The organism is Leptospira sp. B5-022 (assembly GCF_000347035.1).
Taxonomy (GTDB): domain Bacteria; phylum Spirochaetota; class Leptospiria; order Leptospirales; family Leptospiraceae; genus Leptospira_B; species Leptospira_B cinconiae.
In genome coordinates, this window is the sequence record NZ_ANIJ01000047.1 from 155,642 (window position 1) to 179,599 (window position 23,958).

The following is a 23,958-nucleotide window of genomic DNA, read 5'->3' on the forward strand; positions in this document are numbered from 1 at the left end:
TCCGTTTTTTAGAAGGACGGGATCGGCTTTCGGCGTCTCATTTATGGCGTCGAGTAAGGGGGAGAGTCGGCTTTGAAAACCGCGAATATTTGGCACATAACTTCCGGAGCTGAATTCCCCGTACATATATGGAAACATCCGAGAATTAATATCGAACTGCGTAAGGTCCAGTTAAAGGATTATAGATCGATAGAGTTGGATGCTCAGGATATTAATGTATTCTATGTGAATACTAATTTGAAAGAATGGGCAGAAATTAAGGAAGATTTCCTAAAACGTTTTGAACTTCATCCGTTTGTAGCGCTTACCATCATCTCTTCTCCGGACGCGGAAGAAATTTATAATAAACTTTCACCTAAAGGTAAAACCGAAGTTTTAGAAAATCCGGTCCAGCCTAGGTCTTTAAGGATCATCTTGGATAGAGTGATCCAAACAGAGTTTTTCAAGATGGTGGCCAACGAGATCGGGAATAGTTGCCTGGCAAACGTAGGGTTTTTCGAAGGTGTTTTTGAACTCGCCAATAAAGAATACAAAGATGCTCATAAAGCAAACGCAGCTCTTCATGCAATCCTTGAGTTCGAAGCTAAGATCAAAAAGAACAATGAAGATATCAACAAAGCGATCGAAAGGGTGAATGAACTCAAGAACCAAGAGCTTCTAACACTTCACGAAAGGCTGAAAGTTTCCGAGATCATAGACAACCTTAAAACTATGGAATTAAAACATGCGCTTGAGCTGAAAAAGGCAACCGAAAGAGCCTTGGAATATTCCAGCATTGAAGAGATCGAGATGAAAAATATCCTCGAGGCTCATACTAAATTGTTCGAGTATACAGAACAAGAAATCAAAGATCTGGTCGAGGAAAACAAACGCCTTAGAAAAGAACTAGGACTTCCTGAAAATTATTAGATCTGAGTGTCGGAACTCCTACTATACGGGCAAAGGGGCGCCCCCGCCCTGCATTGGGATTTGGGGGGAGTGGTTCGTGGGAGATCGCATACGCCTTACCACATTTTCTTAAAACGTGCAATAGAATTATCTTCTGATAAACCTTGTTGGAATTCCAACAAACGCGCTTACTTAATCTCTTGCAAATAATTCCAAAACTTTTTTGAATTCGTAGGAGTTCCTACCGTATGCTTTTTCTGCATATAATATCCCGTGTTTTTTTCTCCTATCCTTATAATATTCCATACCTTCCGGATGACCCGACTTTTTAGCGGAAAGATAGAGCCTTTCGTAGCAATGAGATAAAATACGATGAGGTTCCGCTTCGTCGTTAAACTTAGGATCTAAGGAAATATACTTCTCCAGAAATTCAGCAGACTGATTGAAGTTTTTTAAAGCATATTGGTGTTTAATGAATTCGCGATAGATGCCGGCTTGCAATTCAAGAAAAGATTCAGATTTTCTAATATTTGGGTTCGCTATTTTATCCAGGTTTTTCATAGCAAGAGATAAATTTTTGACCGAATCTAATCTTGCTCTGGTTAGTTCCCTATTCCAAAGCCTTTCCGCGTTCTCTAACCTGGTCTTTCTTTGCCAGGGAAATCTTTCCGAATCAAGGACTTTGCCTTCTTCTTTTTCTCTCTTGGATTTGATACTATCCGATACTTTTTTGAAACCGTCCAATGCAGCGGAGAAGTAACCTTCCGTTCTCTCCAAAGCCTGTTTGGAATTACCCTCAGAAAAATCTCCTAATAGATCTATATCCTTGAATTCGTTGGGATCATCGCTCCACGGGCCGTCTTTCACCGATTCAGGAATCAGGATCTCCAGCCTTTTAGGCCGATCATGCGGATCTTCTTGGGGAAATAGATAGGAAGTGGGGGCGATCAATGAGAATAAGAACAAATATCTTAAGAATGAAAGCTTGCCGAGTTTCATTAACACTAGGATCGGGAAACCACTCCGAGAGATAAACCATAAAAATGGTTTCATTAGGAAAGGCTTCCGATGAATTTGATTTAGGAGCACAATATGCAAAGCCCCGAAGTCCCGAAAACGAAACGTATCGTACTCATTGCACATGATAATAAAAAAGAGGATTTAGTGGAATGGGTACAACTTCATAAGGACATTCTTTCCAAACATCATCTTTATGCGACGGGGACCACAGGAAAGATCGTTCATGAAAAAACGGATCTACCGGTTCATAGATTTTTATCCGGACCGCTCGGTGGGGACCAACAGATCGGTGCAAAGATCGTAGACGGAGAAATAGATGTGGTCATTTTCTTCTGGGATCCGTTAACCGCACAACCGCATGATCCTGACGTTAAGGCCCTTTTGAGGATCGCAGTTCTTTATAATATTCCAATTGCAAATAATAGAAGGTCCGCTGATTACTTGATCTCTTCCGACCTTCTCTCCAGTTCTTATAAAAAAACGACGATCGATTACAATACGGGTCTTCCTATCTATTAGGAATCACTTTTATTTTTCGATATGGTACGTTCAAACGGATCGAAATGGAACTAAATCGTAAAACACTTATTCCCAAGATCCGAAGGGATCCGAAAAAGTTTTCCAAAGTTTCGGTCCGCCTGCATATTCTTCCTCTGACACCAAACAGGAGTCCAAAACTCTAGTCATCTTTTCCCGATCTAAATTTTGCCCGATCAACACCAACTCTTGTCTTCTATCTCCATAAGGTTCTTCCCATACGGATTCGATTTCTTCTCTGGACTCTTTGTCTTTAGGCCATAAGGAAGAGTCCGTTGAAGACCACCATTGACCGGCGATTTCCGTTCTGCAGGAAATCCCTGCTTGGGACCAGATCCCTGCATATTGCATCCTTGTTGCCAACCAGAAAAATCCTTTGGATCGGATCACACCTTCCCATTCGAATTCTATAGCTTGATAGAATCTTTCCGGATGAAAAGGTTTTCTGGCGCGATAGACGAAACTGGAAATCCCGTATTCTTCGGTTTCAGGATTGTGAGTTCCCCTGAGTTCCTGTAGCCAACCGGGACTTTCCGAGGCTTTTTGAAAATCGAACAACCCCGTGTTCAGAATTCCAGAAACAGGAACGCGGCCTTCCGAGATAGGAATCAATTTTGCAGTAGCGTTCAGTTTTCTTAATATAAGTAGAAGTTTTTTTAGTTCCTCGTCAGTGATTAGATCCGTTTTATTCAAAAGGATCACATCTGCGAATTCCACCTGATCAACCAAAAGTTCCACGATATTTCTATCGTCCGTAGCGTCTAAGGCCAGGTTTCTATCCGCCAATCCATCGGAAGATCCGTAATCTTTCAGGAAATGATATGCATCCACTACTGTGACCATAGTATCCAATTTGGCGAAATCTGAAAGGCTAGCTCCTCCTTCATCGCTAAATGTGAAAGTTTCTGCAATAGGTAACGGTTCCGAGATGCCTGTCGATTCGATGAGTAAATAGTCGAATCTTTTCTCTAAAGCCAAGCGACGGATCTCGAGCAGAAGGTCCTCTCGCAAGGTGCAACAAATACATCCGTTAGACATCTCTACCAGTTTTTCTTCGGTCCTGACCAGATCGGCTCCACCGTTCTTAATCAAAGAGGAATCGATATTGATTTCGCTCATATCGTTTACGATCACCGCTACTTTCAACCCTTCTCGGTTTTTTAGTATGTGATTTAAAACGGTAGTTTTTCCGGCTCCTAAAAAGCCGGACAATACGGTAGTAGGGAGTTTTTTCTCCAATTTCATATGAATAGTCCTATCAATGTCCCGGAGCTTTTCCTCCGGAACTAATTCAATTTTAAAAGGTTGGATTCGATAAGCTTGGGGAGCTTATTATTTACCTTCTTCTGTAAACGCTGCCCTATACGCTTCCGGAGGGCAGGTCAGATAACTGCAAGAATAAGAATCGGAAGATACCTGAGTCCAAGTCCCTAATTCCACCAACTCGTCGCAAGAGATCTTATAAGAATTAGATTTACCTTTGCCGGAAGGAATACCTGCACAGGAAAAGACGGGGATCTGTTTATAGCAGGAACAATTTCCTTCGAAGGCTCTAGTGTCTGAACAGTAGACACAATCGGACCTTTGGTCTCCGTTTAATGCAGCCGAGATCAAAGACTGATTTTGATAATCTTCCTTCTCCTTTTGTGTTTGTGGATCGGAGGTGCAGTAGGAAAATAATAATATTATAAAGATAGAAAGTGTAAATGATCTAAAATCCATAAAAATTCCTCATTCTGAGATCAGAGTAAACGGGATCGTTGTCTTGAAGGTAACGTTAGTCCCGGGGTTTAGAGCGTATTCTTTGTAACGGCTTAGATGGTTCACGTATTCCTTATCGAAAACGTTCAGAACTGCCACATCGAAAGTTGCAGATTCGGTTCCGTTCGTTAAGCCGGGAATCTCTCCACCGAAGCCGAGATCGTATAAATTATAACCTTGGGTGGGAGTTTCCCTGTTATCGACTTTATACTGGGACTGAACGAAAGTGCCGTTTACGGAGAAGTAAGGTTTGGAGATCCCGAAAAGTTTGTCGGTTGTAAATCGTAAACCTAAACGGGCTCTGTTCGGTGTCATCCTCGGAAGATACTTATTGTTAACGTCCGTATATACCGAATTTGGATCGGTGCCCGCAGGATTCAAAATGATTTCAGGCGGAATATTCTTCTGAATGGTAGCTCTTAGGATATCGATACCTCCCGTTAGTACTAACCAAGAAGCTGCCTGGGCTTGAAAACTGAATTCTCCACCTTCTAATTTAGCGGCGTCTTGTCGGTATCTATAAACCGGTAAACCGGAATCCGAGTCGGTGGCTCCTGCACTTACCGAATAAATGTAATTATCGATCTTGTTCCTAAAAACACTAAGCTCGGCTTGGAATTTATCGTTCGCAAAACGGACGGACGCATCGTAGTTCAAGGATGTTTCCGGTCTTAAAGTTTCTTTACCTATCTCGAATCTGCCGCTTCCTTCGTGAACTCCATTAGCGAATAACTCAAAAGGAGTGGGAGCCCTAAAACCTCTACCTGCATTTAAGGCCAAAGAGAAATCTTTTGCAAATCTCCAAACAGTCCCGAGAGTTCCTGTGCTCGCGGAAAAATTTCTGGTTTGCTCCAAATTCCCTAAATCCGCATTCGCACGAACGTCCATACTTCTTTTATCAGTTCGAGCCCCTGCGGAAAAACTGAAATCCCCGAGCTTCCACTCTTCGAATAAGAAAAATCCAATATTACTCAGGCCGTAACCCGGGATCAAAGGTTCCGTCCCGATAGTATTACTTCTTTGCTGCATTCCGGAAATACCGACAGTACCTTTCAAACCCTTCCATTCTTTATGATGGACTTTCGCATCCGCCGTTGTGGTGTCTAAGGAGAGATTTAAACCCTGCTTATAATCGTATTTATTCACTTGATACGCGGAAGCTACCTTTGTGAACGAATCGATAGACGGATCCAACAAAGTATCCTTGATCGGCATATATCTATTCTTATCTTCAATCTCTCTTCGATTGTTTCGTTGATAGGCCGCATCCAATTCGACGTTCACAAAGGGAAGGATGAAGAATGCATGCATATGAGTTTTCTGATGAAAGACTGTTTGGTATGCACTTGCCCCGGGAGACTCGTTCGGGTTATCATATAAATCTTGTTCTTGGTATCTCTGGAATGAATCCACATAAAAATTCCCCCAGGAACCATCCGTTCCCAAAGACGCGTTTACGTTTCTTTCATTAAAGCCGGTATTAGGAAGAGTTCCCCTTGGTGTGGTTATCCTGCCCGCCTTTCTTGTATCCGTTTGTACTCGGTAGCCGAAGTTGGTCTCTTTATGATAACCGAATAGGGAAATGGCACCTGCGTCTTGTTTATTATTCGAAAAACTATTCGTGGATATAGTTCCTCCCAAACGAGGAGCGCCGTCTTTTGCAGTCGGTGCCTTGGAACGGATAACGTTAATCACACCTCCTAACGCATCCGAACCATAAAGAACGGAAGCCGGACCTCTAACGACCTCCATCTTATCAATGTTAAATGCATCTAGATCGACAGTATGGTCGTCTCCAAATTGTTGTTCTTCTTGTCGGACACCGTCGGTCATAACAAGAACTCTCTGGCCGGTCAAACCTCGGATTACCGGCTTAGAAGTCCCAGCTCCCGTAGTTAAAGTCGAAGCACCTGGAGTATTTTCCAGAGCAGACATAACATTCTGTCCGCGTAACCTTTCTAATTGTCTTCCTTCAAGAACCGTGGTGGGTTGTGGGGTGGATAAAAAATCCGAAGCTAAAGTTTTGGCAGTGATGTTGATTGCCACACCTTCCAAGAGAGAAGGTTTTAGAACGATATCCAAAACCTTGTCCAAATCCTTTATTTCGAATCTTTCCGTTTTTAATTCATAGTTCGGTGCGGAAACAACTAACGTGTAATTACCCGGCGAAACGTGTTGGAATTCGAAACTTCCGTCCTTTCCGGACCTGGATATGAACTTGTTCTCCGTAAGGAGCAATTTTGCGCCGGAAATTGGACGACCCTCCGGGTCTTTAAGAAACCCTTTGACGTTCACATCCAGGGAAAAAACTTCCGAGAAAGGTAAAATCAAGGCGATAAAAACGGTTAATATATTAAATTTATATAAAGTACTTTTCATTCTTCCTAAACTCCGGACCTATTAAGGTCGGGTTTTCAACATACAAAGTAAATTTCGAAACGGATGGCGAACGCCAAAACCGCCGAAAGCGATAGATGCGCGTTGATTAGGAGAAAAAAGGAGGAGCTCGGCCTTTCAAGATCCCCGGTATGGAGATTTGAACGGGAATAGAAGCGAGAATTATAAATTTCTTATATTCCCGAATAGGTTGTTCAGTTGCAGATCCTTGGATAAGGTTTGCACCCGAATTGATTTGGATATGAATACAAAGAAAACAGGATTCCGAGGAAATTTTCGGTGAATGTTTGGAAAATATTCCCTTTTCGGAAATATCAGCGTGGGAATGCACGCTTGTAAGCAGAAGTCCGCCGCAAAAAGCGAATAACGCAAAGAAGGACCTAAGTCCGTTTTTTCGTTTTTTTACGAAGAATCCCATTTTTTTCAATAATGATAAATCGTTATTAATAAGCAAGCAATTTTTTGCTCACCTCCGCTGTCAATGGACCTGGCTGTTTCTGAGGAATAGGGAATTCTCAACCTTGAGGCGGCCGCTTTACCTTTCCGCAGAACTGGTTCCTGAAATTACAACCGATCTCTTTGGCTGTAATTTTATGCCGAATGTGGAATTCATTCTTCATCATTCTTTCAAGGAGGAACTCAAACAAGAAGTGATTTGAATACCAAGGTGGAGTGCAGGTGATCCTATCCTCTAACACCGAAGAGTTTTCACCGGTTTGGATAAAAATATGTTCATGTTTAAATTTTGCAAATGGCCCCGATTCTTGGATATCGACAAAACGTTTGCCAGGATCTAATTCGGTATGCAAAGCAACCCAACGGAAAGAAATTCCGGGAAAAACTTTTACTCTTACGACTGCTTTCGAGCCGGGTTCCAAAGACGAAGGCGGTAGAATCACTTTTGCTTTTTTGGAAGAACCTACCAAGGCGGAAAAACCGTCCGGTCCGGCATGAAATCCGAATAATTCGGAAACCTTACAATCGAATTCAGAACGGCAAACGAATATCAAGAGAAAACCATAACATTAAGAAAACTAAATATATTTAATTCGTACGGGAATTTTCCGTTTTTTTCCAATAAGCTTTGTTTCCTACCGCGATATTCCTTAAAACGACATCCTGATTTTTTGGGACCACTTTTGCCGTATAAAGATCGGCTTCCGTTACCGTTCCCTCTCCAAGTAGATTTGCCGAATTAAAGAAGTAAACGGTTGTCCCTTTTTTAAGTCCGTCTATAATACCTGCATTTACGATAAGTGAGTCTTCTTTTACCCTATGTACTTTTCCGCTGGCAGGAATTAAAGCTAAGATCTTGTCTCGTGCTCTTAAGGTCGCTTCTGCGAGAGCATCTCTTCCTTTCGCATATATCCTAAATTTACCTAAAATTTTCTCTTCCTTATGATCTCGAAGGCTCCATTCCAGACGTAAATTATTTTCTTGGAAGGAAATTTTTCCGCTCACAACGAATCTGATATTTTCACCTTTGGAATTCTTAATAGAAGAATAGTTTTTTTCCGTTTTATGAATTGCGCCGGAATACGGCTCGGATTCTAAACTTTCCGATTTTCTAATATTATCTAGATCGATATTTCGGACCCTTGGGTCCGAATTCAAAAAATGTCGAAGAACTTTACCTGATAAGGCAGGAAGATCGGTATGTTTGGCTAGGAAATCCTCTCCATCCGGATCGAAAACAAGGACCTCGGGAGGAGTTCTGCCATAGTCTTCCTGAATACCGAACTCTCCGATCTTGACTAAACCTTCTCGATAGCTTAAGGAAGTTTTAAAACCTTCCAGATTATTCTCCACGGAATATCCGTATTTTTTATTATCCGGAAATTTATTTCTCAAAAGCAGGAGTAGGTTGAAGTAACTAGGAAAGAATCCCCTTCTTTTATATTCTTCTAACGTTAGTACTAGGATTTCCGGACGGTTCGGAAGGAGTTCTTTCGCTCTGATCAAATGATACCAGGCTAGATCATATAAGAAAGCATTCTTATTCGCTCTATATCGCTGAAGCCTATATTCTCCTAAGGTCCTTCTTAATGAGTTTCCTTCGGGTAGATTCTCCAATACGTACAACTCCGAACGGTTTCTCGCAATCGGATCCAGATCATCCAAAGAGATCAATTTTTCTAGATCCGCCTTTGCTTCCTTGGAAGCAGGGTCCTTCCTCAGTCTTGCATAAGAACGTAAGTATAAATACTCGGTGGAATTCGGGAATAAGCTTAATAAGCGGTTTAGATATTCCTCAGCTTCTTGGTATCTTCCGAAATATATTCTTGCCTTAGTTAAAAGTTTGAGGGCTTCTTCTTCGTTCGGATGAAGGGAAATGGACCTTTCGAATTTTTCAGCGGCTTCCGCAATTTTGGAATCCCGTTTGTTTCCTTGGGATTTTTCAGCCCAAATAAGTAAAAACTTACCGGATTCTAAAAAGATGGATGGATCGTCGGATGCTTCGGCTTCCAATTGATTTCTGAGAGAGGCCGCTTTCGTAAAGTTACCGTCAAAAGCCTCTACTTTCGCTTCCAAAGCTCTGACTTCTTTGTTTTTTGGAATTCTGGAATAAGCAGAATGAAATTCGAAACTTGCTCTTTGGGTCTTTCCGGAGGCAAGTTGTACTTCTATATAGATCGGAAATAGATCGGAATCGTACTTATCTTCTTCCAAAAACGGCTTAAGGATCGAAAAAGCTTCTTCATAACGTCTTAATTTCGCTAAAGTGACAGCTTTTTCTCGGACAGCTTTTTTGTTTTTCGGTTCTAACTCGAGGACCTTATCCAAAGATTGTAACGCTTCTTTTTCTTTATGAAGTTTTAATGCGGCATCCGCAAGCCCCAATCTGGAGCGAACGGAGAGCGGGTTTAGGTTTACAGCTTCCCTAAACGAATCGTAAGCAGCCGGATAATTTCTGGAAGCTAATGCGCCTTCTCCTTCTTTGATCCAGTCTATTGTTTGTTTAGACGAAAGGGGATAAGAGAAGGATGAAACGAAAAGAACCGTAAAACTCCCGAAAAGAAATTTTAAGACTCGCAGCTTATATGGGGTTTTTGATCCGAATATCATGGCGTAAAAAATCCGGTCTCCGCTTTTCCATTCGAATTTCTGAATATAGCTTCTACGACCACCGGGACGTAGACATCCATTCCTTCGTGGTTGATCCTACTTTTAAAAGAAAGAAGATATCTTCTATCCTTTTTAGAATCTATCCAACTTCTTAGATTTTTCTCCGTTCCACCGGACGGGATCGTTAAGAATTTCCCTCCCGTTTTTTCAGCGATCTCTTTATATACGGAAACCGATTCTCCGCTTTCTCCTAAACATAAGAAGTAGATAGGAATATCGTGGGCCATCGCAAAACGGATGATCTTTGTCGGTGAGAATTGAGTGAATGCAGCTTTGGAATCTTTTCCGGATACGATTGCGATGATGGCTCTTGGTCCTAAACTATCTAATAGGTCCGTGATCCCTTTTTGGAGCGATTTCCCGATTTGAGATTCTTCTTCCGGTGTGAAAGAGCGTAACGCTTTCAGGATATCGTACATACTTTTTCCGAAAGGGTAGGCGGTTTGGGTATCTTTGCCGGAACGTAACAGTTGGATTTTATCTTCTACTCTGATCTCGGACAAAAATGGGCGGATTGCCTTCTCGATTGTCGCATACGAATCGGATACTATCTGAGAATTTTCCGCGACGATGGAAACACTAACTCTATTATTATATTTTTTCATATCGGTCAGACCGATCAAAGGCGAAAGATTATCCATCTCGTAGATTCGGAAAGAGTTTCGGGGAATAGCCTTCACCGGAACCCCGTGTCTATCTTTCGCATGAAGAACTAAGGAAATATCTGGATAATCCGAACTGATCGTTCTTTCTACGATCAGATCTAAGTTGGAAGAAAGTTGGCCTTTGGGAGAAAAGGATTCGATCCTATGTCTGTTAAAATCCGCAACAAACATGGAACCGGTGTAATCGAAAGTTACCGAGAATGCCTGGTCGAAATTTCGAACAGTATTTTTGGAATCCTTAAAGTTATCGAAACTTGACCAAGTTTTAGATATGGAATCGTAAATAAAAAGACCTGCGGTCTCGTCGGCCACGACAACCTTATTATCTTTGATCGAAAGATTTCTGGGTCTTTTAAAAGAAGGATTGTTTATTTCTTTTAGAAAATTTCCCTCATGATCGAAAACGACTAGTCTTTTGTTTCCCCGATCCGCTACAAAAATTTCTCCACGGTTATTGACCTTAATCCCGGCAGGTTGTTTTAAGATACCGACTCCGATCTCTTGGAGTGGCTCCCCCGTTCTGGAAAGTTTTTGGATCCGATTATTACCCATATCGGAAACATACAAAAAACCTTCTTTCGTAAAATAAAGACCTGCCGGTCCATGAAAACTTCCGGGATCTTTTCCTGTGGAACCGAAACGATTCACGTAAGATCCTCTGGTATCGAATTCGTAAATTTTATCTCCTGCATAATCTGCAACGAAGATGGATTTGCCTCGAATACTAATTCCGACGGGGCCTTCTAAATTTCGGCCGAAGGAACCTTTAAAATTCTCGACTGCAAAACCGTTGGCATCGAATTTAACCACGTTAGCAGTATCGAAACTTACTACGTAAAGATATCCTTCATCGTCGACTCCGAGATCGGCCGGGTTCCTAAAACGGAATCTTCTTAGATCATCCCCGAAAATCGATTTATAATATTCTAAATTATCTTTTCTATTCCCGCCACCGAGCCTATATCTTAGTGCGTCTAAACGGTTCTTACTGATCAGATCGAGTTTATTGGAAGATTCCAATTGTTCCAATTCGGAAAGACTTTCCTGCCAATCTCCGCTTAGATAATAAGCTTCGGAAAGAAAGAATTTTGGATGAACGAAATCCGGTTTTATAGAAAGGGAGCGAATAAAATTCTCTCTAGCTGCCGAGAATTCTCCCTTGTTATAGTAAGCAAGACCTCGTTTGAAGAATGTCTTGGCTTCTTTTTCTTTTAATCCGAAATTGGGTAGGGGTTCGGACCATCCTGATTGGCTGAGAATTCCTAAGAGTAGAATTAAAACGAAAAGTTTTGTTTGCGTACGTCTCCCCATTCTAATCCTCTTAGTCGATAGAACATCTTAAGAGACATAATTTCAACCTATTTTTCAGGGCTTCTACATGGGTTTTCTCATCTAAGCAAGTATTATTTAGAGGCGCTTTTGTTGGAGCTCCTACAAACCGAGCGGTGATAAATTGTTTGTCGAAACCGGCTTTTTGTGAAATTATCCGTTTTTCTCCACCGCTACGCTCCGGCCCCCACCCGAATCGGGCGGGGCCGATTCCCGCGCAAGTTGGAGTTCCTACCTGGGAAAAATCTACTCTTTAAGGTTCTCACGGCAGGGATTATGGAGGGCGTCTTCGGGCAAATCCCGGTCCGGGCGAAGCCAGGAGCCGCCCAGAAAATTATCCGAGTCTTCTTTTGACTGAAAATCTTTCCTTAAGATGGGAGGAGTGGGAATTTCCTGTGGGGGAGAGCCATACGTTTTTCCAGTTGGAATGCCATTCGGACCATTCGTTTCGAACGGATTGGTTCTGTTGAAGTTCCTCTTCGACCTCTCTCATCAGTCGGTCCAATAGGATCACGTAGTTTCTGAATCGCAGGGCTAGGTCGGTATTTGAGGAAAATTCCTGCATGGTTTACATATCGGTTCAAGCCGATGCGAAGAGGCATTTTTTCCGGGAATTTTCGGCGGGAATCGACAAGAAATCGGGGCATAATTACCCTGCGAGGACTGCTATATGCGCCTCCACACTTTCAGCCAAGGCGTCTAGGTCGTAACCTCCTTCTAGGAAGGATACCGTTTTAGCGCCGATCTGTTTTGTTGCAGATAATACCAATCGTGTGAATTCTGCAAATGCGTTGGTGCTAAGGTTCATGCCTGCTAACGGATCTCTTTTATGTCCGTCAAATCCTGCGGAAATCAATACATACTCCGGTTGGAATTCCAACAGGGAAGGTATCACTGTTTCTTGAAAATAATGCAGGTATTCTTTATCTCCTGATCCCATAGGCAAAGGGATGTTTAATGTAAAGTTTTGCCCTCTTCCTTTCCCTCTTTCCTGGGCTGAACCTGTTCCGGGGTAGTACGGATATTGGTGGAGCGACGTGAAGTATACTTTATCCGATTCGTAAAATATTTCCTGGGTCCCGTTCCCATGATGTACATCCCAATCCAGTATATAAACTTTTTCTACTCCTTGGGCGAGTAGATGGGTCGCGGTAATCGCTATATTATTTAATAAACAAAAGCCCATGGATCTTCCGGTTTCCGCATGATGTCCTGGCGGTCTTACGAGTGCGATCCCTGATTCGATTTCATCGGATCTGATCTTATTCACTAAGTCCACTCCGCTTCCTGCCGCCAAGATCGCCGCATCAAAACTGGATTCGGAATAAGGAGTGTCTCCGTCGAAACTTCCTCTTTTGCCTTGGATATGGGAGAATCGCTCCCTATGTCGCTGATTATGTACGGACTCGATTAGTTCGAATGGAAGTTTGTTGGGCTTGATCCATTGCATGTCCTTAAAATAGGATGTCTTATGCAGGCGATCGAGTATAGCCTCCAGTCTTTGCGGGGATTCCGGGTGGAATGTCCCGGTGTCATGCAATAAGAATGTATCGTCATAGGCGTAACCTAGTTTCATTTTCCGCTCCCGTTTTTTATCGGAACTCCAACAAAGAGGACAAGTACCGAGGTTTTCGGTTCGATATTATAATGTAGATCCGGAGTAAATTTGTGCGCAAACCGTTTTCCCTTTTTCCTATCTTAGTTCTTACCGCTTTTCCGGTCTGTGCAGAGTTCACTATCCCTTATCCTGAGAATTCCAATAAGAAAGAGATCCCTGTTTTAGAATCGTCCGGGGACATTAAAACCAAACCACAGTCTTTATCCAAAGAAAAGGAGAAGAAAGGTGAGATACGACTTTCTTCCAGGAACACTCCGATGGAAAGCGAAAAGGAAGCTCCTAAAGATAAGATTAAAAAGTTTTTTACAAGATCTGCGGACAAGGTTACTTATGCGGATCGTCCTACATTCTATCGCGGTCTTTATGTGAATAATGCTTTGATATCGGATAAATCTCGAAGGAACGAATGGGAGTCTTTATTAAAAGACGCTTCCGATTATGGGATAAACGTTTTGGTGATCGATCTTCAACCTAAAACTCCTCCTCCGGAAGAGATCTCTCGTATTAAAGAAATGGGTTTTTATCCGGTCGCAAGACTTGTGAATTTTGACGGAGGACTTAAAACCAAATTTCCTAGCCCGGAAAGATTGAATTCTATTTTAGGTTATGTGAGAAAGGCATGTATTTCCGGATTTCCGGAAGTTCAGTTGGACTATATACGTTATGCGGATGTTACCGATATACCTCTTTCTTTAAAGGAAAAGTATAACAATATCAACCAGATCGTGAATCGGATCCGCGGAGAAGCCAATCAATGCGAGAAACTTCCCTATTTGAGCGCGGATATATTCGGTAGGATCCCTTTTAATAAAGACGACCAGATCGGTCAGAAGGTGGAGAACTTCGCCCAACTTGTGGATGTGATCTATCCAATGTTGTATCCTTCTCATTTTTACGGTCAACCCGGTCGTATCGCAAATCCGTACCAAACCGTTTATGATGGTTTAAAGAACACCAGGAAAAGATCCTTATCCACCACTAGAGTGGTCGGTTGGATCCAAGGTTTCGGGATGAGCCTTGGACCTTCCGGTAAGTCCTTGAAAGATTATATCAAGGCCCAGATCGAAGCAAGTGTGGATAGCGAGAGTGACGGTTTTATTGTCTGGAATATATTGGGAAAATACGGAGATACTTTTAGAGCCATCGAGGAAAGTATTCGGAGCGGGAAGTTAAAAATAGAAGATTGAGGTTTTGTAATATGACCCCGATGTTGGAGTTCCAACACGAATTTTACGTAAAAACCTGTTGCAATAATTAGGATTTTATGATATAGGGACGTGGTGCTCCCACGGGCCACTCCCCGCCACCCAAAAAATTCGGGTGGGGGCCGCCTTCTGACATGTAGGAATTCCTACATGACTATTAGAGTCCAAGATCTTTTTCTAATATTAGGAGATCCTTATCTCCCGGAACATTCTTCGGTCTATGAAGCTTATACGCTTGAATGGATTCGATTGCCTTCGTTCTTAAGAAGTTCGCTTCTTCACTGATCGTAGTGGATTTTATCCCACCTGAAAGTTCCAAATGTCTCTTCCCGTACAGAAGTGAAGTCAGTCTATGAAGCCTATAGTCGGTGATATTATCCAGTCCCGCTTCTTTTAGGAGTTTTTGGGCGATTTCCCAGGATTTTTCCTGACGATTTCTGAGTTTAGGCTCCTCTTCCGGTAAAACACTTCCTTTAGGTCGTTTTCCTGAAGAATAGGAAAGATATAATTTATAATAGGTCTCGGCGCTTCTGATCAAAAGTTCGTAATCCGTTTTAGAAAGTCGGAATCCTTCTCTGGCAACTTCCTGCGCTCTTTCTAATTCTTCCGGGATAAAACTGTTCTTGGAAAAACTGGGAGCCTGGTCCGCCTTACAATTTAAAAAGGAAACATATTCTCTGGAGAATCGGATTAAGTCCTGGTCGGAATCGAATCTGGATCTCTTCTTCCATGCCGAGGAAAACTCTGCTCCCGCACTCATCGGTAGGATCCCGGAACAAATCGGTTCTTTGGAATCCACTCCCGCCTCGTTTAAATACAATATTCCTAATCTGTAATGTGGTACCGGAGACATCGGATCAAGACGAATTGCCTTGCGGTAGGATTGGATCGCTTCCGGGACCTCGTCTCTTGTAAAATGATAATCACCGGTTTTACGCTCTACTAATGCAGGTCCGCTGAGTTCGGAAGAGACCGGATAGGCTACGGTTAATACCTTCTCTTTTGCCATCCCTAAATATCCGACACCTCTTAATTGTTTTCCGGTAAACGCGGTCTGGAAGATGGATTTCACTTCTATTTGGCCCACGATACTTCCGTCTTTGAATGTTACGTGGTCGAAATCTTTTTCGATCAAATAGAGTATCTGTCCCGGACGAATACCCGGATCGTAATGTACTTTGACTGTGACTATATCCGGTCTAGTATCGTATCCTAATTCGAAGTTTTTGTATTTTCCTTCGTATTCGATCGGTTTAACCTTATCGAACATAATGGTCTCCCCGACTAAGACCATTTTTTCCTTTCTAGGCATTCCGTCTTTTCCGCCGTTTTTAGGCATTCCCACATCTCGGAACGCATACACGAATTCTCTGGAGAATAAGGAGGAGGAAAAAGCGCAAAGGAATAGTATGATTACAGGTCGGGTTAGGGCCATACTTTTATATTCGGCCGGATTGAGGCTTTGCCAATAGAAATTTTAGAACTTTGGGCGACTCCTCGCAAACGACCCGTAGGGAGTGAGCGAGCCCGAGATAGCCGGAGGCGCGATCGAGGGCACTCCAAACTAACTGCGATCGCTCGGACCGCGCTGCTACGACTTCGCGCATTCGCGCTCATCCGGGCAGAGCCCAGACTAAAGGTCTACGCATCGCTGTCGCATTGTATTTGCAAAACCCTCTGCGATCTCAGTGGTCTCTATCCGAGCCAACCTAGACCAAGATCTTGTTAAAGTTCTCGATCACCTGGTACTTATGTTCCGCTTGGGGATGGTTTCCGGGACGGGAGAGTAAAATCGGCCGGATCCCTGCTTCGGAAGCGGCGTCCGCTTCTTCTTTTATGTCCGTGAAGAATACGATAGAGTTCGGAGATAAAGAAAGTTTCTCGGCGATCTTGGTATAACTTGAAGATTCTTTTTTTCCGCCTACTGCGGTATCGAAATAACTTTCAAAATATACAGTAAGATCTCCTGCCTCACAATATCTATAGATCAGGATTTGGGCTTCCACACTCCCGGAAGAATATACTGCGGCACGTTTGCCTGAGTTTTTGATCCTTTCCAAAAAGGGAGGAACATCCGAAAAGATCGTACTTTTCAATTCTCCCGACTCATATCCTTTTTTCCAGATTCTTCCTTGGATTTCTTTCAAAATTCCTAATTTACGATCTTTGGATACAAGGTATTTGCAGAATCCGGTAAGTGATTCGGGAGAATCGGTAACTTCTTCCGCGTAATCGGTTTCGTTTTTGGAGGCAAGGATGAGTTCCTCGGCGAAGCCGGTTTCCGCCGAGGTCTCGGAGAAGAATGTCTGAAAGTTTTGGACCGAGTAAGGGAATAAAACTTTGTGCACGAATTCTATCGGCGTAGTTGTCCCTTCTATATCGAATAAATATAACTCGGTGTTTTGTTCTTCCAATTAAGCGGTCCTTTTGATCCTGCCTGCTTCGGCTGCCAGTTCTTCATGCATCTTTTGTTCGTCATGTTTGAAATTTTTCAAGATATAGAACCAAGCAAGTCCGCAAGGTATCCAGAAAAGGATCGCGATTGTGAAAGCCTGAGTCCTGTCCGGCAATACTGTGAGGATCAATGCAGCCATTGCAGGTCCAAGTCCGTTCCCAAGATTATCCGTCAGATTGTATAAAGCGAACATAGAAGATCTACTTTTAGGCGGGTTGACGTTTATGATCAACGCTCTTACATTCGGGCCTGTTACGGAAATAATAATACCTGCAAGAATATTAATAAAAATGAATAATGGACTACCTGCAATATTCTTTGCGTATAATAGATATAGTGTAGGGATGATACCTAATAATATGGAACTTCCGCAGAATATAGGAAGGAACTTTTTATTGGTATCGTATAGTTTCTGCCCGATGACCCCACCGAAAAACGTACCTGCGAAGATCCCTAAGGCTGCGAAGATGACCAAAGCGGAGGCTTGGTCTTTAGGTAGACCGTAACTGAATTCGTAATAGTCGTTCAAAAACACGAAGAACACACCCCAAGGCACGCAGCCTGGAATTCCTTGCATAAAGATCCCTACGTTTGTTTTGCTCTGGAAGATATTTTTGATATCCTTCCAGGTTAAACGAACTGCTTCCGAGTTTACATCCAGAGAATCCGGAGATAGGCTTGCCAATTCCTTCTCACTTCCGCCTCGAACCGGCTCCTTACAGAATAATCCGTAAACAAGCATGAATAGGAAAGAAGGGGTAGCCATATAAATAAAACTTTGTCTCCATCCATTGATCGGGTCCTCGGTGCCTAAGGTCCCTCCGACCAATTGCCCGACTCCGACTCCGAGCCCGATGGCTAGAGAAAGATAACCTGCTGCTGTGGAGCGGGACTTGTCCGAGAAATAATCCCCGACTAGAGAGAATAGAAGAGGGAAACTTCCTCCCAAACCGAAACCTGTAAGGGTTCTGAGGATCAAAAATTCTTCGTAGTTTCTTGCGAATCCGGAAAGAAGACAAGGGATCTCTCCTAATAATACCGTTCCGATGACCAAAGGTTTTCTGGGAAATCTTTGCGTAAGGTAACCCATGTAAACCGAGACTAACCCTCCCAAAACGAAGAAACAAATCGGGATCAGTCCCCCTAATTTCCAATCGATCTCTTTTTGGTCTGTGATCCCGAAAGAGCCTGCGATATTTCTAAGGTTGGGGGCGATCAGGTTTTGGTCCGCGAATAGAAAGAAAGCCATTCCCATGATCATCCAGAAGGCGAGGATCGCGTTTCCTCCGTGGCTTGCGAGTTCACCTAATCCGAAATATCGAAGCAGGCTTTTTTCCGAGGTCGGTTGAGACATCCAATTCTCTCCAAATTGTTTCTGTTTGATGTCGGCTTCTTTAAGAAGCACGTAAAGCGACAGATTGGTGAAGGGAAAAGGAATCGGCAACGAAAATCCGTTTTGGAATAAATACTTGACCCGACGTTTACTTGTCTATAGCTTCGGTCCGACTACAAGGGATACCGCCCAAACCTAACTGGAGCCAAACAGCATGGCCTACCAACATAAAGAGTTCTTCTTTCAATCTTCCAGAGACAATACCAAATTATACGGTCAAGCTTGGACCAAGTCGGGTGCCAATCGTGTAATTGTTTTTTGTCATGGATTCGGAGAACATAGTGGTAGGTATTCCAACCTCATCCAATATTTTAAGGATAGTGATGTCAGTTTTTACGGATTGGATCTAAGGGGGCACGGCAAATCGGAAGGTAAAAGAGGGCATGCTTCCGGTTTCGAAGCGTTTGTGGATGATCTGGCGGACTTCGTACATGAGGTTCGCAAAAAAGAACAGAAAGACAAGATCTTACTTTTAGGACATTCTATGGGAGGAGTGGTGGTCATTCGCTACGCTTTGGAAGGAATCAATCAGGATTATATCTACGGACTTGTAGCTTGTTCTTCCGCATTAAAGATCCCTACCACTGCATTCCAGAGATTTCAGATCTCTGTAGCGGGTTTCTTGCGTAAGATCGCACCTTCGACCACTTTGGACGCGAACCTGGATACAAGTTTGGTCAGTAGGGACCCCGAAGTGGTGAAAAGTTATATCGAAGATCCTTTGGTTCACGGCAAAATTTCATTCTCCATGGGTTACGAATTATTCCAACAAGGAGCCTTAGCGAATAGAAAGGCGGGTATCTTAAGGACTCCTATCCTGATCTTGCACGGTTTGGCAGACGGGATTGCGGACCCTGCGGGGAGTTTAGAATTTTATAATCATTTAGTTTATAAGAACAAAAGAATGAAGACCTATAAAGGATTTTATCACGAACTTATGAACGAACCGGTAGGAGAGAGAGATAAGGTTTTAAAAGATATCAAAGAATTTATGGATTCTTTGGTCCCGGAACGGGCAAAGTCTTCCGCCAAGAAGCGGAGTGTTAAGAAAGTTACAAAGTCAAAACCTTCTCCTAAAAAGAAAACTTTAGCAAAGAAGAAGTAAGTCCTTATTAAAATCCGGAAATAGTAAAATTGGTCGGACAAATCGGACGCTGGAGTCCCAAAATCCGTTGGAGCTGTGCCTAAGAGGTCCAGCTCCTCAAGCCCGGAAACCAAATAGTTATTTATAATTTTGATTTTCGGAACGAACTATAAGTAATCGTAAAGGAAAGAAAGAATAAGAAAGAAAGTATTCCGATCACTCCATAGATCGTCTTTTCGGTAGATACGAATATACTTCCGTTATTGATCTCTCGCTCTTGGTTTGCAGATTCGTTGATCGGTTCTCCTCCGATCACGGAAAGAGTGATCTCATACTGAGGTCCCGCATAACTGACTATATTCGAATTCACATCAGGAGGAGCGTCCACAGAAACGGGACGTGTACCCTTCTGCCCGATAAAAGAAACCTGCATATCCTTGGGCTTGGAAAAGATCACCTTCTCTCCTTCTTGACTCTCGAATAATAATCTGTCCTTGAATTGGGTAGGGGACAGATTGGTCGAAGGGATCACGTAACTTACAAATAACTGAGAAGTCCCCGGAAGGATTGCTCTATCGATGACCCAACCGTTTTTCCCTTTGGTCAATTGGATCGGGATCGCCATCTTATTCGTACTTTGGGTCAATTGGGCGCTGACTTCCAAAGCTTCCTCGGGCACATACACTTCCAAAGGATCGTTCGGGTTCTGAAAACTTTTAGGCGGAATCGTATTATTTGTAAGGATCGATACTTTAGAAATTACTAATGCGTCTTTTTCTCTCACTACCTGGAGTAAGGATTTGGTTTTAACTACGGAACGATCCAGAGTCTTATCATAAACTGTTACCTCTTGCGGCCGAGACCTCATCATAGGGACCGGAGGGATCAACTTATTATAATTTACTCCATTATAAGTCACTTGCAACAGAATAGGAAGCCCATCCGGAGCATTGATCTTAGGAAGTTTAAAACTTCCTCGTACAGGCCCTTGGTCAGGAAGAGGTAAGGGCATCATCTGTCTTTCCAATGCGAATAAACGAATACTCTCCGCGGAACCCGGGCCGCCCGTGCTTCCGTTTTTGAGGACTATCTGAAGTTCCAGTTCCTCCCCGAACAAGGGAGATAGGCTAAAACATATAAAAAGAGAAAAGAATAGGATTAGGAATTTATTCTGCATGGGATCGATTCCAATGTTTCTTATCCCCTGAAAAAGGGAAAGTCTTTCCGTTCTGATTCTTGTAATCGAAATCTCTAAAATTGTGGACGAATGTGGGGAATTTCGTTAGAAAGGATGCCCAAGAATCGATACAAATAGAAAGAGGTCGCCTTGAAATTATTCAAAAGAATCCTTATCGTTTTGCTGAGTGTTTTCACTATATTACTTCTGCTGGTTTATTTTTCCACATTCCATCCTTCGGACTTGGAATCGGTACAAGTAAAATGTGAAGAAGGTGCGCCGAGCCTAGAATCTTCCGAACCGATCAAAGTATTATCTTGGAACGTGCAATATTTCGCAGGAAGGAATAGAGTATTTTGGTACGATGTTCCGGACGAGACCGGACCGGATACCGGACCTTCTAGAGAAGAGATTAAATCTACTCTTAAAAAAGTGGCGAGTGTGATCTTAGAAAGAGATCCGGATTTCGTTTTATTCCAAGAGGTGGATGACGGAGCTAAAAAAACGTACTCGGAAAATCAATCCGAAAGAATTATGCCCTTACTCTCCGATCGATATCCATGCCAAACGGAAGCGTTCTATTGGAAGGCGGGTTTTGTTCCTCATCCAAAGATCATGGGCTCTGTGGGAATGAAGCTGACTATATTCAGTAAATATAAAATACTTTCCGCGACTCGGCACCAGCTTCCCACACCTCCCGCCGATCCTATTACCAAACAGCTGCAATTAAAACGTGCGATCTTGGAGGCTTCGATAGACGTAAAAGATAAAAAACCTCTGATCCTTTTAAACACACATCTGGATGCGTTCTCCATGGGAACGGATACGATGCAAAGGCAGGTTGCATTTATTGAAAACTTACTGGATAAATTGGATTCCGAAAAATTAGAATGGATATTAGCGGGGGATTTTAATCTTCTTCCTCCCGGTTTTTCCAGAAAACAATTACATCCTAATGGAGCATTCTTTTACAGTGACGATGAGGAAATTGCACCCTTATTCAAAAAATGGGATTCGACCGCAAGTGTGGAAGAATTGAACGGACCAAATCGGGAAAAATTCTATACTCATGTGCCGAATGATCCTCAGATCGCAAAGCCGGATAGAACGATCGATTATATCTTCTATTCAAAGGGATTAACTAAAAAAGAATACTTAGTGTTACGGGAAGGAGAAGCCTCCGAATCCAGTGATCATCTTCCGTTAGAGGCGGTATTCTCCTTGGAATCTCGTTAATTTTTGATCGGACAAATCCTTGCTCTTTTCTTAGAGGACAAGAATTTGGAAAAAACGAAAGATAGGGCATTATGAGACCGTTTAAAATTCTGGGCGTACAACAAATCGCAGTCGGCGGAGACAGTAAGGATAAGCTCAAAAAATTTTGGGTGGATACTCTCGGATTGCAGAACATTGGTTCTTTTAGAAGTGAAAAAGAGAACGTAGACGAAGATATCCTACAGATGGGCAAAGGCCCCTATGCTGTAGAAGTCGATATCATGGAACCAGTGGATCCGAACAAAAGTCCAAGAGTCAACGATCCGAAGTTAAATCATATCGGACTTTGGGTGGACGATATCCATAAGGCAGTGGAATGGCTGACTGCACAAGGAGTTCGTTTTACCCCCGGCGGTATTCGCAAAGGAGCCGGAGGTCACGAAGTGACTTTTATCCATCCTAAAGGGAATGAGGAATTTCCGATCTGCGGAGAAGGGGTTCTTGTAGAACTTGTCCAGGCACCCAAAGAAGTGATCGAAGCTTTAGGTTAATAAGGATTAAAAAAGGATCTTTTCGGAGATCCTTTTTTGTATATTAGGATTATTTAACGCCTTGCAGAAAGTAAGTGTGCATCGGGCCTTTTCCTTTAACCTCGATCACACTCCTATCTTCGAAATTATACTTATCTTTTAAGGCAAGAAAAACGGACTCTGAAACATGGATCCTTCCCGTTGCGCCGTGCGATTCCATCCTAGATGCCGTGTTTACCGAATCACCCCATAGATCGTATACGAATTTATTCTTACCGATCACTCCGGCTACAACCTCGCCGGTATGAAGGCCAATCCTGACATTAAACTCGAATTCAAGCTCGGGTTTTAATTCATCCAAACGATGTAACATATCTAATGCCGCTTGGGCTGCCTTATGAGCGTGATCTTCCGTCGGGACTGGAATACCGCCTGCGAGCATATAACAATCGCCGATCGTTTTAATTTTTTCTAATTTATATTTGTCGGCAATCACGTCGAATTCCGTAAAAATACGATTTAAGATCCCTACAAGCCTGGTTGGAGTTTGTATCTTAGTCGTAAGCTTGGAAAAACCTACAATATCTGCAAAAAGTACGGTAGAAGAAGGGAAATAATCCGCGATCACTCCTTCTCCTCCTTTTAAACGGTCCGCAATACTTCTTGGTAAAATGTTCAAAAGTAGATTTTCGGACTTCTGTCTTTCTTCCTCTATACTTTTGTTCAGAACCTCGATCTTTTCCAAAGAATCCTTTAATTCTTTGTTTCTTTTGGAAAGTGTCCTATAAGCATCCGCATTATCCACACCGATCGCTACATAGTTAGCCAATGTTCTGAGAATATTCAGCTGGTTGGGCTGGAATGCGTTTTTGGAATAACTGTGAACGGTGAGTATTCCGATTAGACGTTCTTCCACATGCAGTGGGAAGTATAATGCCGACTGTGAATTTTCTCCGAAATGTTTTCGGATGTCCGCCAAATAATTCGGAAAATCCTTTTCGATATCCAGAGTGATCAGTTCTTTTTGTTGTTTAACACAATAAGAAGAAGGGTTATCCTCTTCCAAAGAATCCACGGACGGAGCCGGAACATACCTACCGTCTATTACGCAAAACTTATATTTGATCTCTTTTTTCTCTTCGTCGTAAATACCGAAGGCGAGAACGTCCATAGGAACGATGGACTTGGTATTCTCGTAAACGGATTGTATGATAATTTTAGGTTCGAGGGAAGAAGTAATGATCTTTCCGATCTCAGTCACAAGTTTGAGGTCCATATAGGCGGCCTCTAACATTATATTAGAATCGGTTAATGCTTCTTGGGTTTTAAGAAGCCTGTGCTGAGTGGAGTCCCCGATCTTCATGATCTTTGAAGATTGTTTGAGAAGGGACTCGTAGGATCCTACTAGGGTTTTTAATTTTTGTTTCGGATCCTCTTTGGTATTCGGATCTTCTAAAAAAGACTGAACGTCCGAGAGAAGTTTAAATTCCTGCTCGAAAAAAGTATTCTGCTCTTTTGAATTCGAAGTTTCGCTCTTTTCCACTTTTCCGCACGAAAG

The 23,958-nt window shown here is 42.6% G+C and carries 20 protein-coding genes; 6 read left to right on the top strand and 14 right to left on the bottom strand.

The features are described from left to right. The first annotated feature begins 72 nt into the window (after positions 1–72). Positions 73–909, top strand: coding sequence for a hypothetical protein (locus LEP1GSC192_RS16955; RefSeq protein WP_036090808.1), 837 nt, complete (start codon positions 73–75; stop codon positions 907–909). A gap of 171 nt (positions 910–1,080) precedes the next feature. Here the strand turns inward: LEP1GSC192_RS16955 and LEP1GSC192_RS16960 are convergent, their stop codons facing one another. Beyond that, a complete protein-coding gene (locus tag LEP1GSC192_RS16960; protein WP_020771313.1) occupies positions 1,081–1,941 on the bottom strand; it encodes a hypothetical protein in 861 nt (286 codons plus the stop codon). A gap of 39 nt (positions 1,942–1,980) precedes the next feature. On the opposite strand from LEP1GSC192_RS16960, the gene LEP1GSC192_RS16965 reads away from it, so the two are divergent. Continuing rightward, positions 1,981–2,427 (top strand): methylglyoxal synthase, encoded by a 447-nt coding sequence (locus LEP1GSC192_RS16965; protein ID WP_020771240.1) that lies wholly within the window; start codon positions 1,981–1,983, stop codon positions 2,425–2,427. 66 nt (positions 2,428–2,493) lie between these two features. Here LEP1GSC192_RS16965 and zigA read toward each other — a convergent pair whose 3' ends face one another. The 8 genes from zigA to LEP1GSC192_RS17010 form a co-directional block, all read right to left on the bottom strand. After that, positions 2,494–3,690: a zinc metallochaperone GTPase ZigA gene (gene zigA / locus LEP1GSC192_RS16970; RefSeq protein ID WP_020771101.1), complete on the bottom strand. Its 1,197-nt coding sequence runs from the start codon at positions 3,688–3,690 to the stop codon at positions 2,494–2,496. Between the two features lie 87 nt (positions 3,691–3,777). After that, a complete protein-coding gene (locus tag LEP1GSC192_RS16975) occupies positions 3,778–4,167 on the bottom strand; it encodes a hypothetical protein (RefSeq protein WP_020771099.1) in 390 nt (129 codons plus the stop codon). Positions 4,168–4,176: 9 nt separating this feature from the next. Then, a complete protein-coding gene (locus tag LEP1GSC192_RS16980; RefSeq protein WP_036090811.1) occupies positions 4,177–6,585 on the bottom strand; it encodes a TonB-dependent receptor in 2,409 nt (802 codons plus the stop codon). Between the two features lie 533 nt (positions 6,586–7,118). Further along, entirely contained in the window at positions 7,119–7,613 is a 495-nt protein-coding gene (locus LEP1GSC192_RS16990) for an SRPBCC family protein (RefSeq protein WP_020771325.1), read from the bottom strand. A gap of 34 nt (positions 7,614–7,647) precedes the next feature. After that, complete coding sequence (locus tag LEP1GSC192_RS16995; protein ID WP_020771495.1) at positions 7,648–9,669, bottom strand: tetratricopeptide repeat protein; 2,022 nt, start codon at positions 9,667–9,669, stop codon at positions 7,648–7,650. Then, positions 9,666–11,705 (bottom strand): VWA domain-containing protein, encoded by a 2,040-nt coding sequence (locus LEP1GSC192_RS17000; RefSeq protein ID WP_020771408.1) that lies wholly within the window; start codon positions 11,703–11,705, stop codon positions 9,666–9,668. Before LEP1GSC192_RS17000 ends, LEP1GSC192_RS16995 begins: the two co-directional genes overlap by 4 nt. A gap of 352 nt (positions 11,706–12,057) precedes the next feature. Further along, positions 12,058–12,288, bottom strand: coding sequence for a hypothetical protein (locus LEP1GSC192_RS17005; protein WP_020771154.1), 231 nt, complete (start codon positions 12,286–12,288; stop codon positions 12,058–12,060). An 84-nt stretch (positions 12,289–12,372) separates the two neighbouring features. Then, on the bottom strand, positions 12,373–13,299 hold the full coding sequence (locus LEP1GSC192_RS17010) for a histone deacetylase (RefSeq protein WP_020771501.1): 927 nt from the start codon (positions 13,297–13,299) through the stop codon (positions 12,373–12,375). Between the two features lie 92 nt (positions 13,300–13,391). Between LEP1GSC192_RS17010 and LEP1GSC192_RS17015 the strand changes: the two genes are divergently transcribed. After that, positions 13,392–14,528, top strand: a complete 1,137-nt coding sequence (locus tag LEP1GSC192_RS17015) for a putative glycoside hydrolase (protein WP_020771261.1) — start codon at positions 13,392–13,394, stop codon at positions 14,526–14,528. A gap of 175 nt (positions 14,529–14,703) precedes the next feature. Here the strand turns inward: LEP1GSC192_RS17015 and LEP1GSC192_RS17020 are convergent, their stop codons facing one another. The 3 genes from LEP1GSC192_RS17020 to LEP1GSC192_RS17030 form a co-directional block, all read right to left on the bottom strand. Continuing rightward, entirely contained in the window at positions 14,704–15,981 is a 1,278-nt protein-coding gene (locus LEP1GSC192_RS17020) for a tetratricopeptide repeat protein (protein WP_020771085.1), read from the bottom strand. 274 nt (positions 15,982–16,255) lie between these two features. Continuing rightward, positions 16,256–16,960, bottom strand: coding sequence for an acireductone synthase (gene mtnC / locus LEP1GSC192_RS17025; protein ID WP_020771241.1), 705 nt, complete (start codon positions 16,958–16,960; stop codon positions 16,256–16,258). Continuing rightward, positions 16,961–18,355 (bottom strand): MFS transporter, encoded by a 1,395-nt coding sequence (locus tag LEP1GSC192_RS17030; protein WP_020771357.1) that lies wholly within the window; start codon positions 18,353–18,355, stop codon positions 16,961–16,963. 193 nt (positions 18,356–18,548) lie between these two features. Here LEP1GSC192_RS17030 and LEP1GSC192_RS17035 point away from each other — a divergent pair, with 193 nt between their 5' ends. Beyond that, a complete protein-coding gene (locus LEP1GSC192_RS17035; RefSeq protein WP_020771525.1) occupies positions 18,549–19,499 on the top strand; it encodes an alpha/beta hydrolase in 951 nt (316 codons plus the stop codon). A 121-nt stretch (positions 19,500–19,620) separates the two neighbouring features. Here LEP1GSC192_RS17035 and LEP1GSC192_RS17040 read toward each other — a convergent pair whose 3' ends face one another. Beyond that, positions 19,621–20,655 (bottom strand): hypothetical protein, encoded by a 1,035-nt coding sequence (locus LEP1GSC192_RS17040; RefSeq protein ID WP_020771190.1) that lies wholly within the window; start codon positions 20,653–20,655, stop codon positions 19,621–19,623. A gap of 150 nt (positions 20,656–20,805) precedes the next feature. Between LEP1GSC192_RS17040 and LEP1GSC192_RS17045 the strand changes: the two genes are divergently transcribed. Then, positions 20,806–21,891: an endonuclease/exonuclease/phosphatase family protein gene (locus LEP1GSC192_RS17045; RefSeq protein WP_020771515.1), complete on the top strand. Its 1,086-nt coding sequence runs from the start codon at positions 20,806–20,808 to the stop codon at positions 21,889–21,891. A gap of 71 nt (positions 21,892–21,962) precedes the next feature. After that, positions 21,963–22,421, top strand: coding sequence for a VOC family protein (locus tag LEP1GSC192_RS17050; RefSeq protein WP_020771485.1), 459 nt, complete (start codon positions 21,963–21,965; stop codon positions 22,419–22,421). Between the two features lie 49 nt (positions 22,422–22,470). Here LEP1GSC192_RS17050 and LEP1GSC192_RS17055 read toward each other — a convergent pair whose 3' ends face one another. Then, a complete protein-coding gene (locus LEP1GSC192_RS17055) occupies positions 22,471–23,943 on the bottom strand; it encodes an adenylate/guanylate cyclase domain-containing protein (protein WP_020771370.1) in 1,473 nt (490 codons plus the stop codon). Positions 23,944–23,958 lie beyond the last annotated feature (15 nt).

Coding starts and splice junctions, on each gene's coding strand:
- zigA (WP_020771101.1), bottom strand. CDS start 3,690: ATGAAATTGGAGAAAAAACTCCCTACTACCGTATTGTCCGGCTTTTTA.
- LEP1GSC192_RS16975 (WP_020771099.1), bottom strand. CDS start 4,167: ATGGATTTTAGATCATTTACACTTTCTATCTTTATAATATTATTATTT.
- LEP1GSC192_RS16960 (WP_020771313.1), bottom strand. CDS start 1,941: ATGAAACCATTTTTATGGTTTATCTCTCGGAGTGGTTTCCCGATCCTA.
- LEP1GSC192_RS16980 (WP_036090811.1), bottom strand. CDS start 6,585: ATGAAAAGTACTTTATATAAATTTAATATATTAACCGTTTTTATCGCC.
- LEP1GSC192_RS17030 (WP_020771357.1), bottom strand. CDS start 18,355: ATGTCTCAACCGACCTCGGAAAAAAGCCTGCTTCGATATTTCGGATTA.
- LEP1GSC192_RS17000 (WP_020771408.1), bottom strand. CDS start 11,705: ATGGGGAGACGTACGCAAACAAAACTTTTCGTTTTAATTCTACTCTTA.
- LEP1GSC192_RS16995 (WP_020771495.1), bottom strand. CDS start 9,669: ATGATATTCGGATCAAAAACCCCATATAAGCTGCGAGTCTTAAAATTT.
- LEP1GSC192_RS17010 (WP_020771501.1), bottom strand. CDS start 13,299: ATGAAACTAGGTTACGCCTATGACGATACATTCTTATTGCATGACACC.
- LEP1GSC192_RS17040 (WP_020771190.1), bottom strand. CDS start 20,655: ATGCAGAATAAATTCCTAATCCTATTCTTTTCTCTTTTTATATGTTTT.
- LEP1GSC192_RS17035 (WP_020771525.1), top strand. CDS start 18,549: ATGGCCTACCAACATAAAGAGTTCTTCTTTCAATCTTCCAGAGACAAT.
- LEP1GSC192_RS17020 (WP_020771085.1), bottom strand. CDS start 15,981: ATGGCCCTAACCCGACCTGTAATCATACTATTCCTTTGCGCTTTTTCC.
- LEP1GSC192_RS17005 (WP_020771154.1), bottom strand. CDS start 12,288: ATGCAGGAATTTTCCTCAAATACCGACCTAGCCCTGCGATTCAGAAAC.
- LEP1GSC192_RS16965 (WP_020771240.1), top strand. CDS start 1,981: ATGCAAAGCCCCGAAGTCCCGAAAACGAAACGTATCGTACTCATTGCA.
- LEP1GSC192_RS17050 (WP_020771485.1), top strand. CDS start 21,963: ATGAGACCGTTTAAAATTCTGGGCGTACAACAAATCGCAGTCGGCGGA.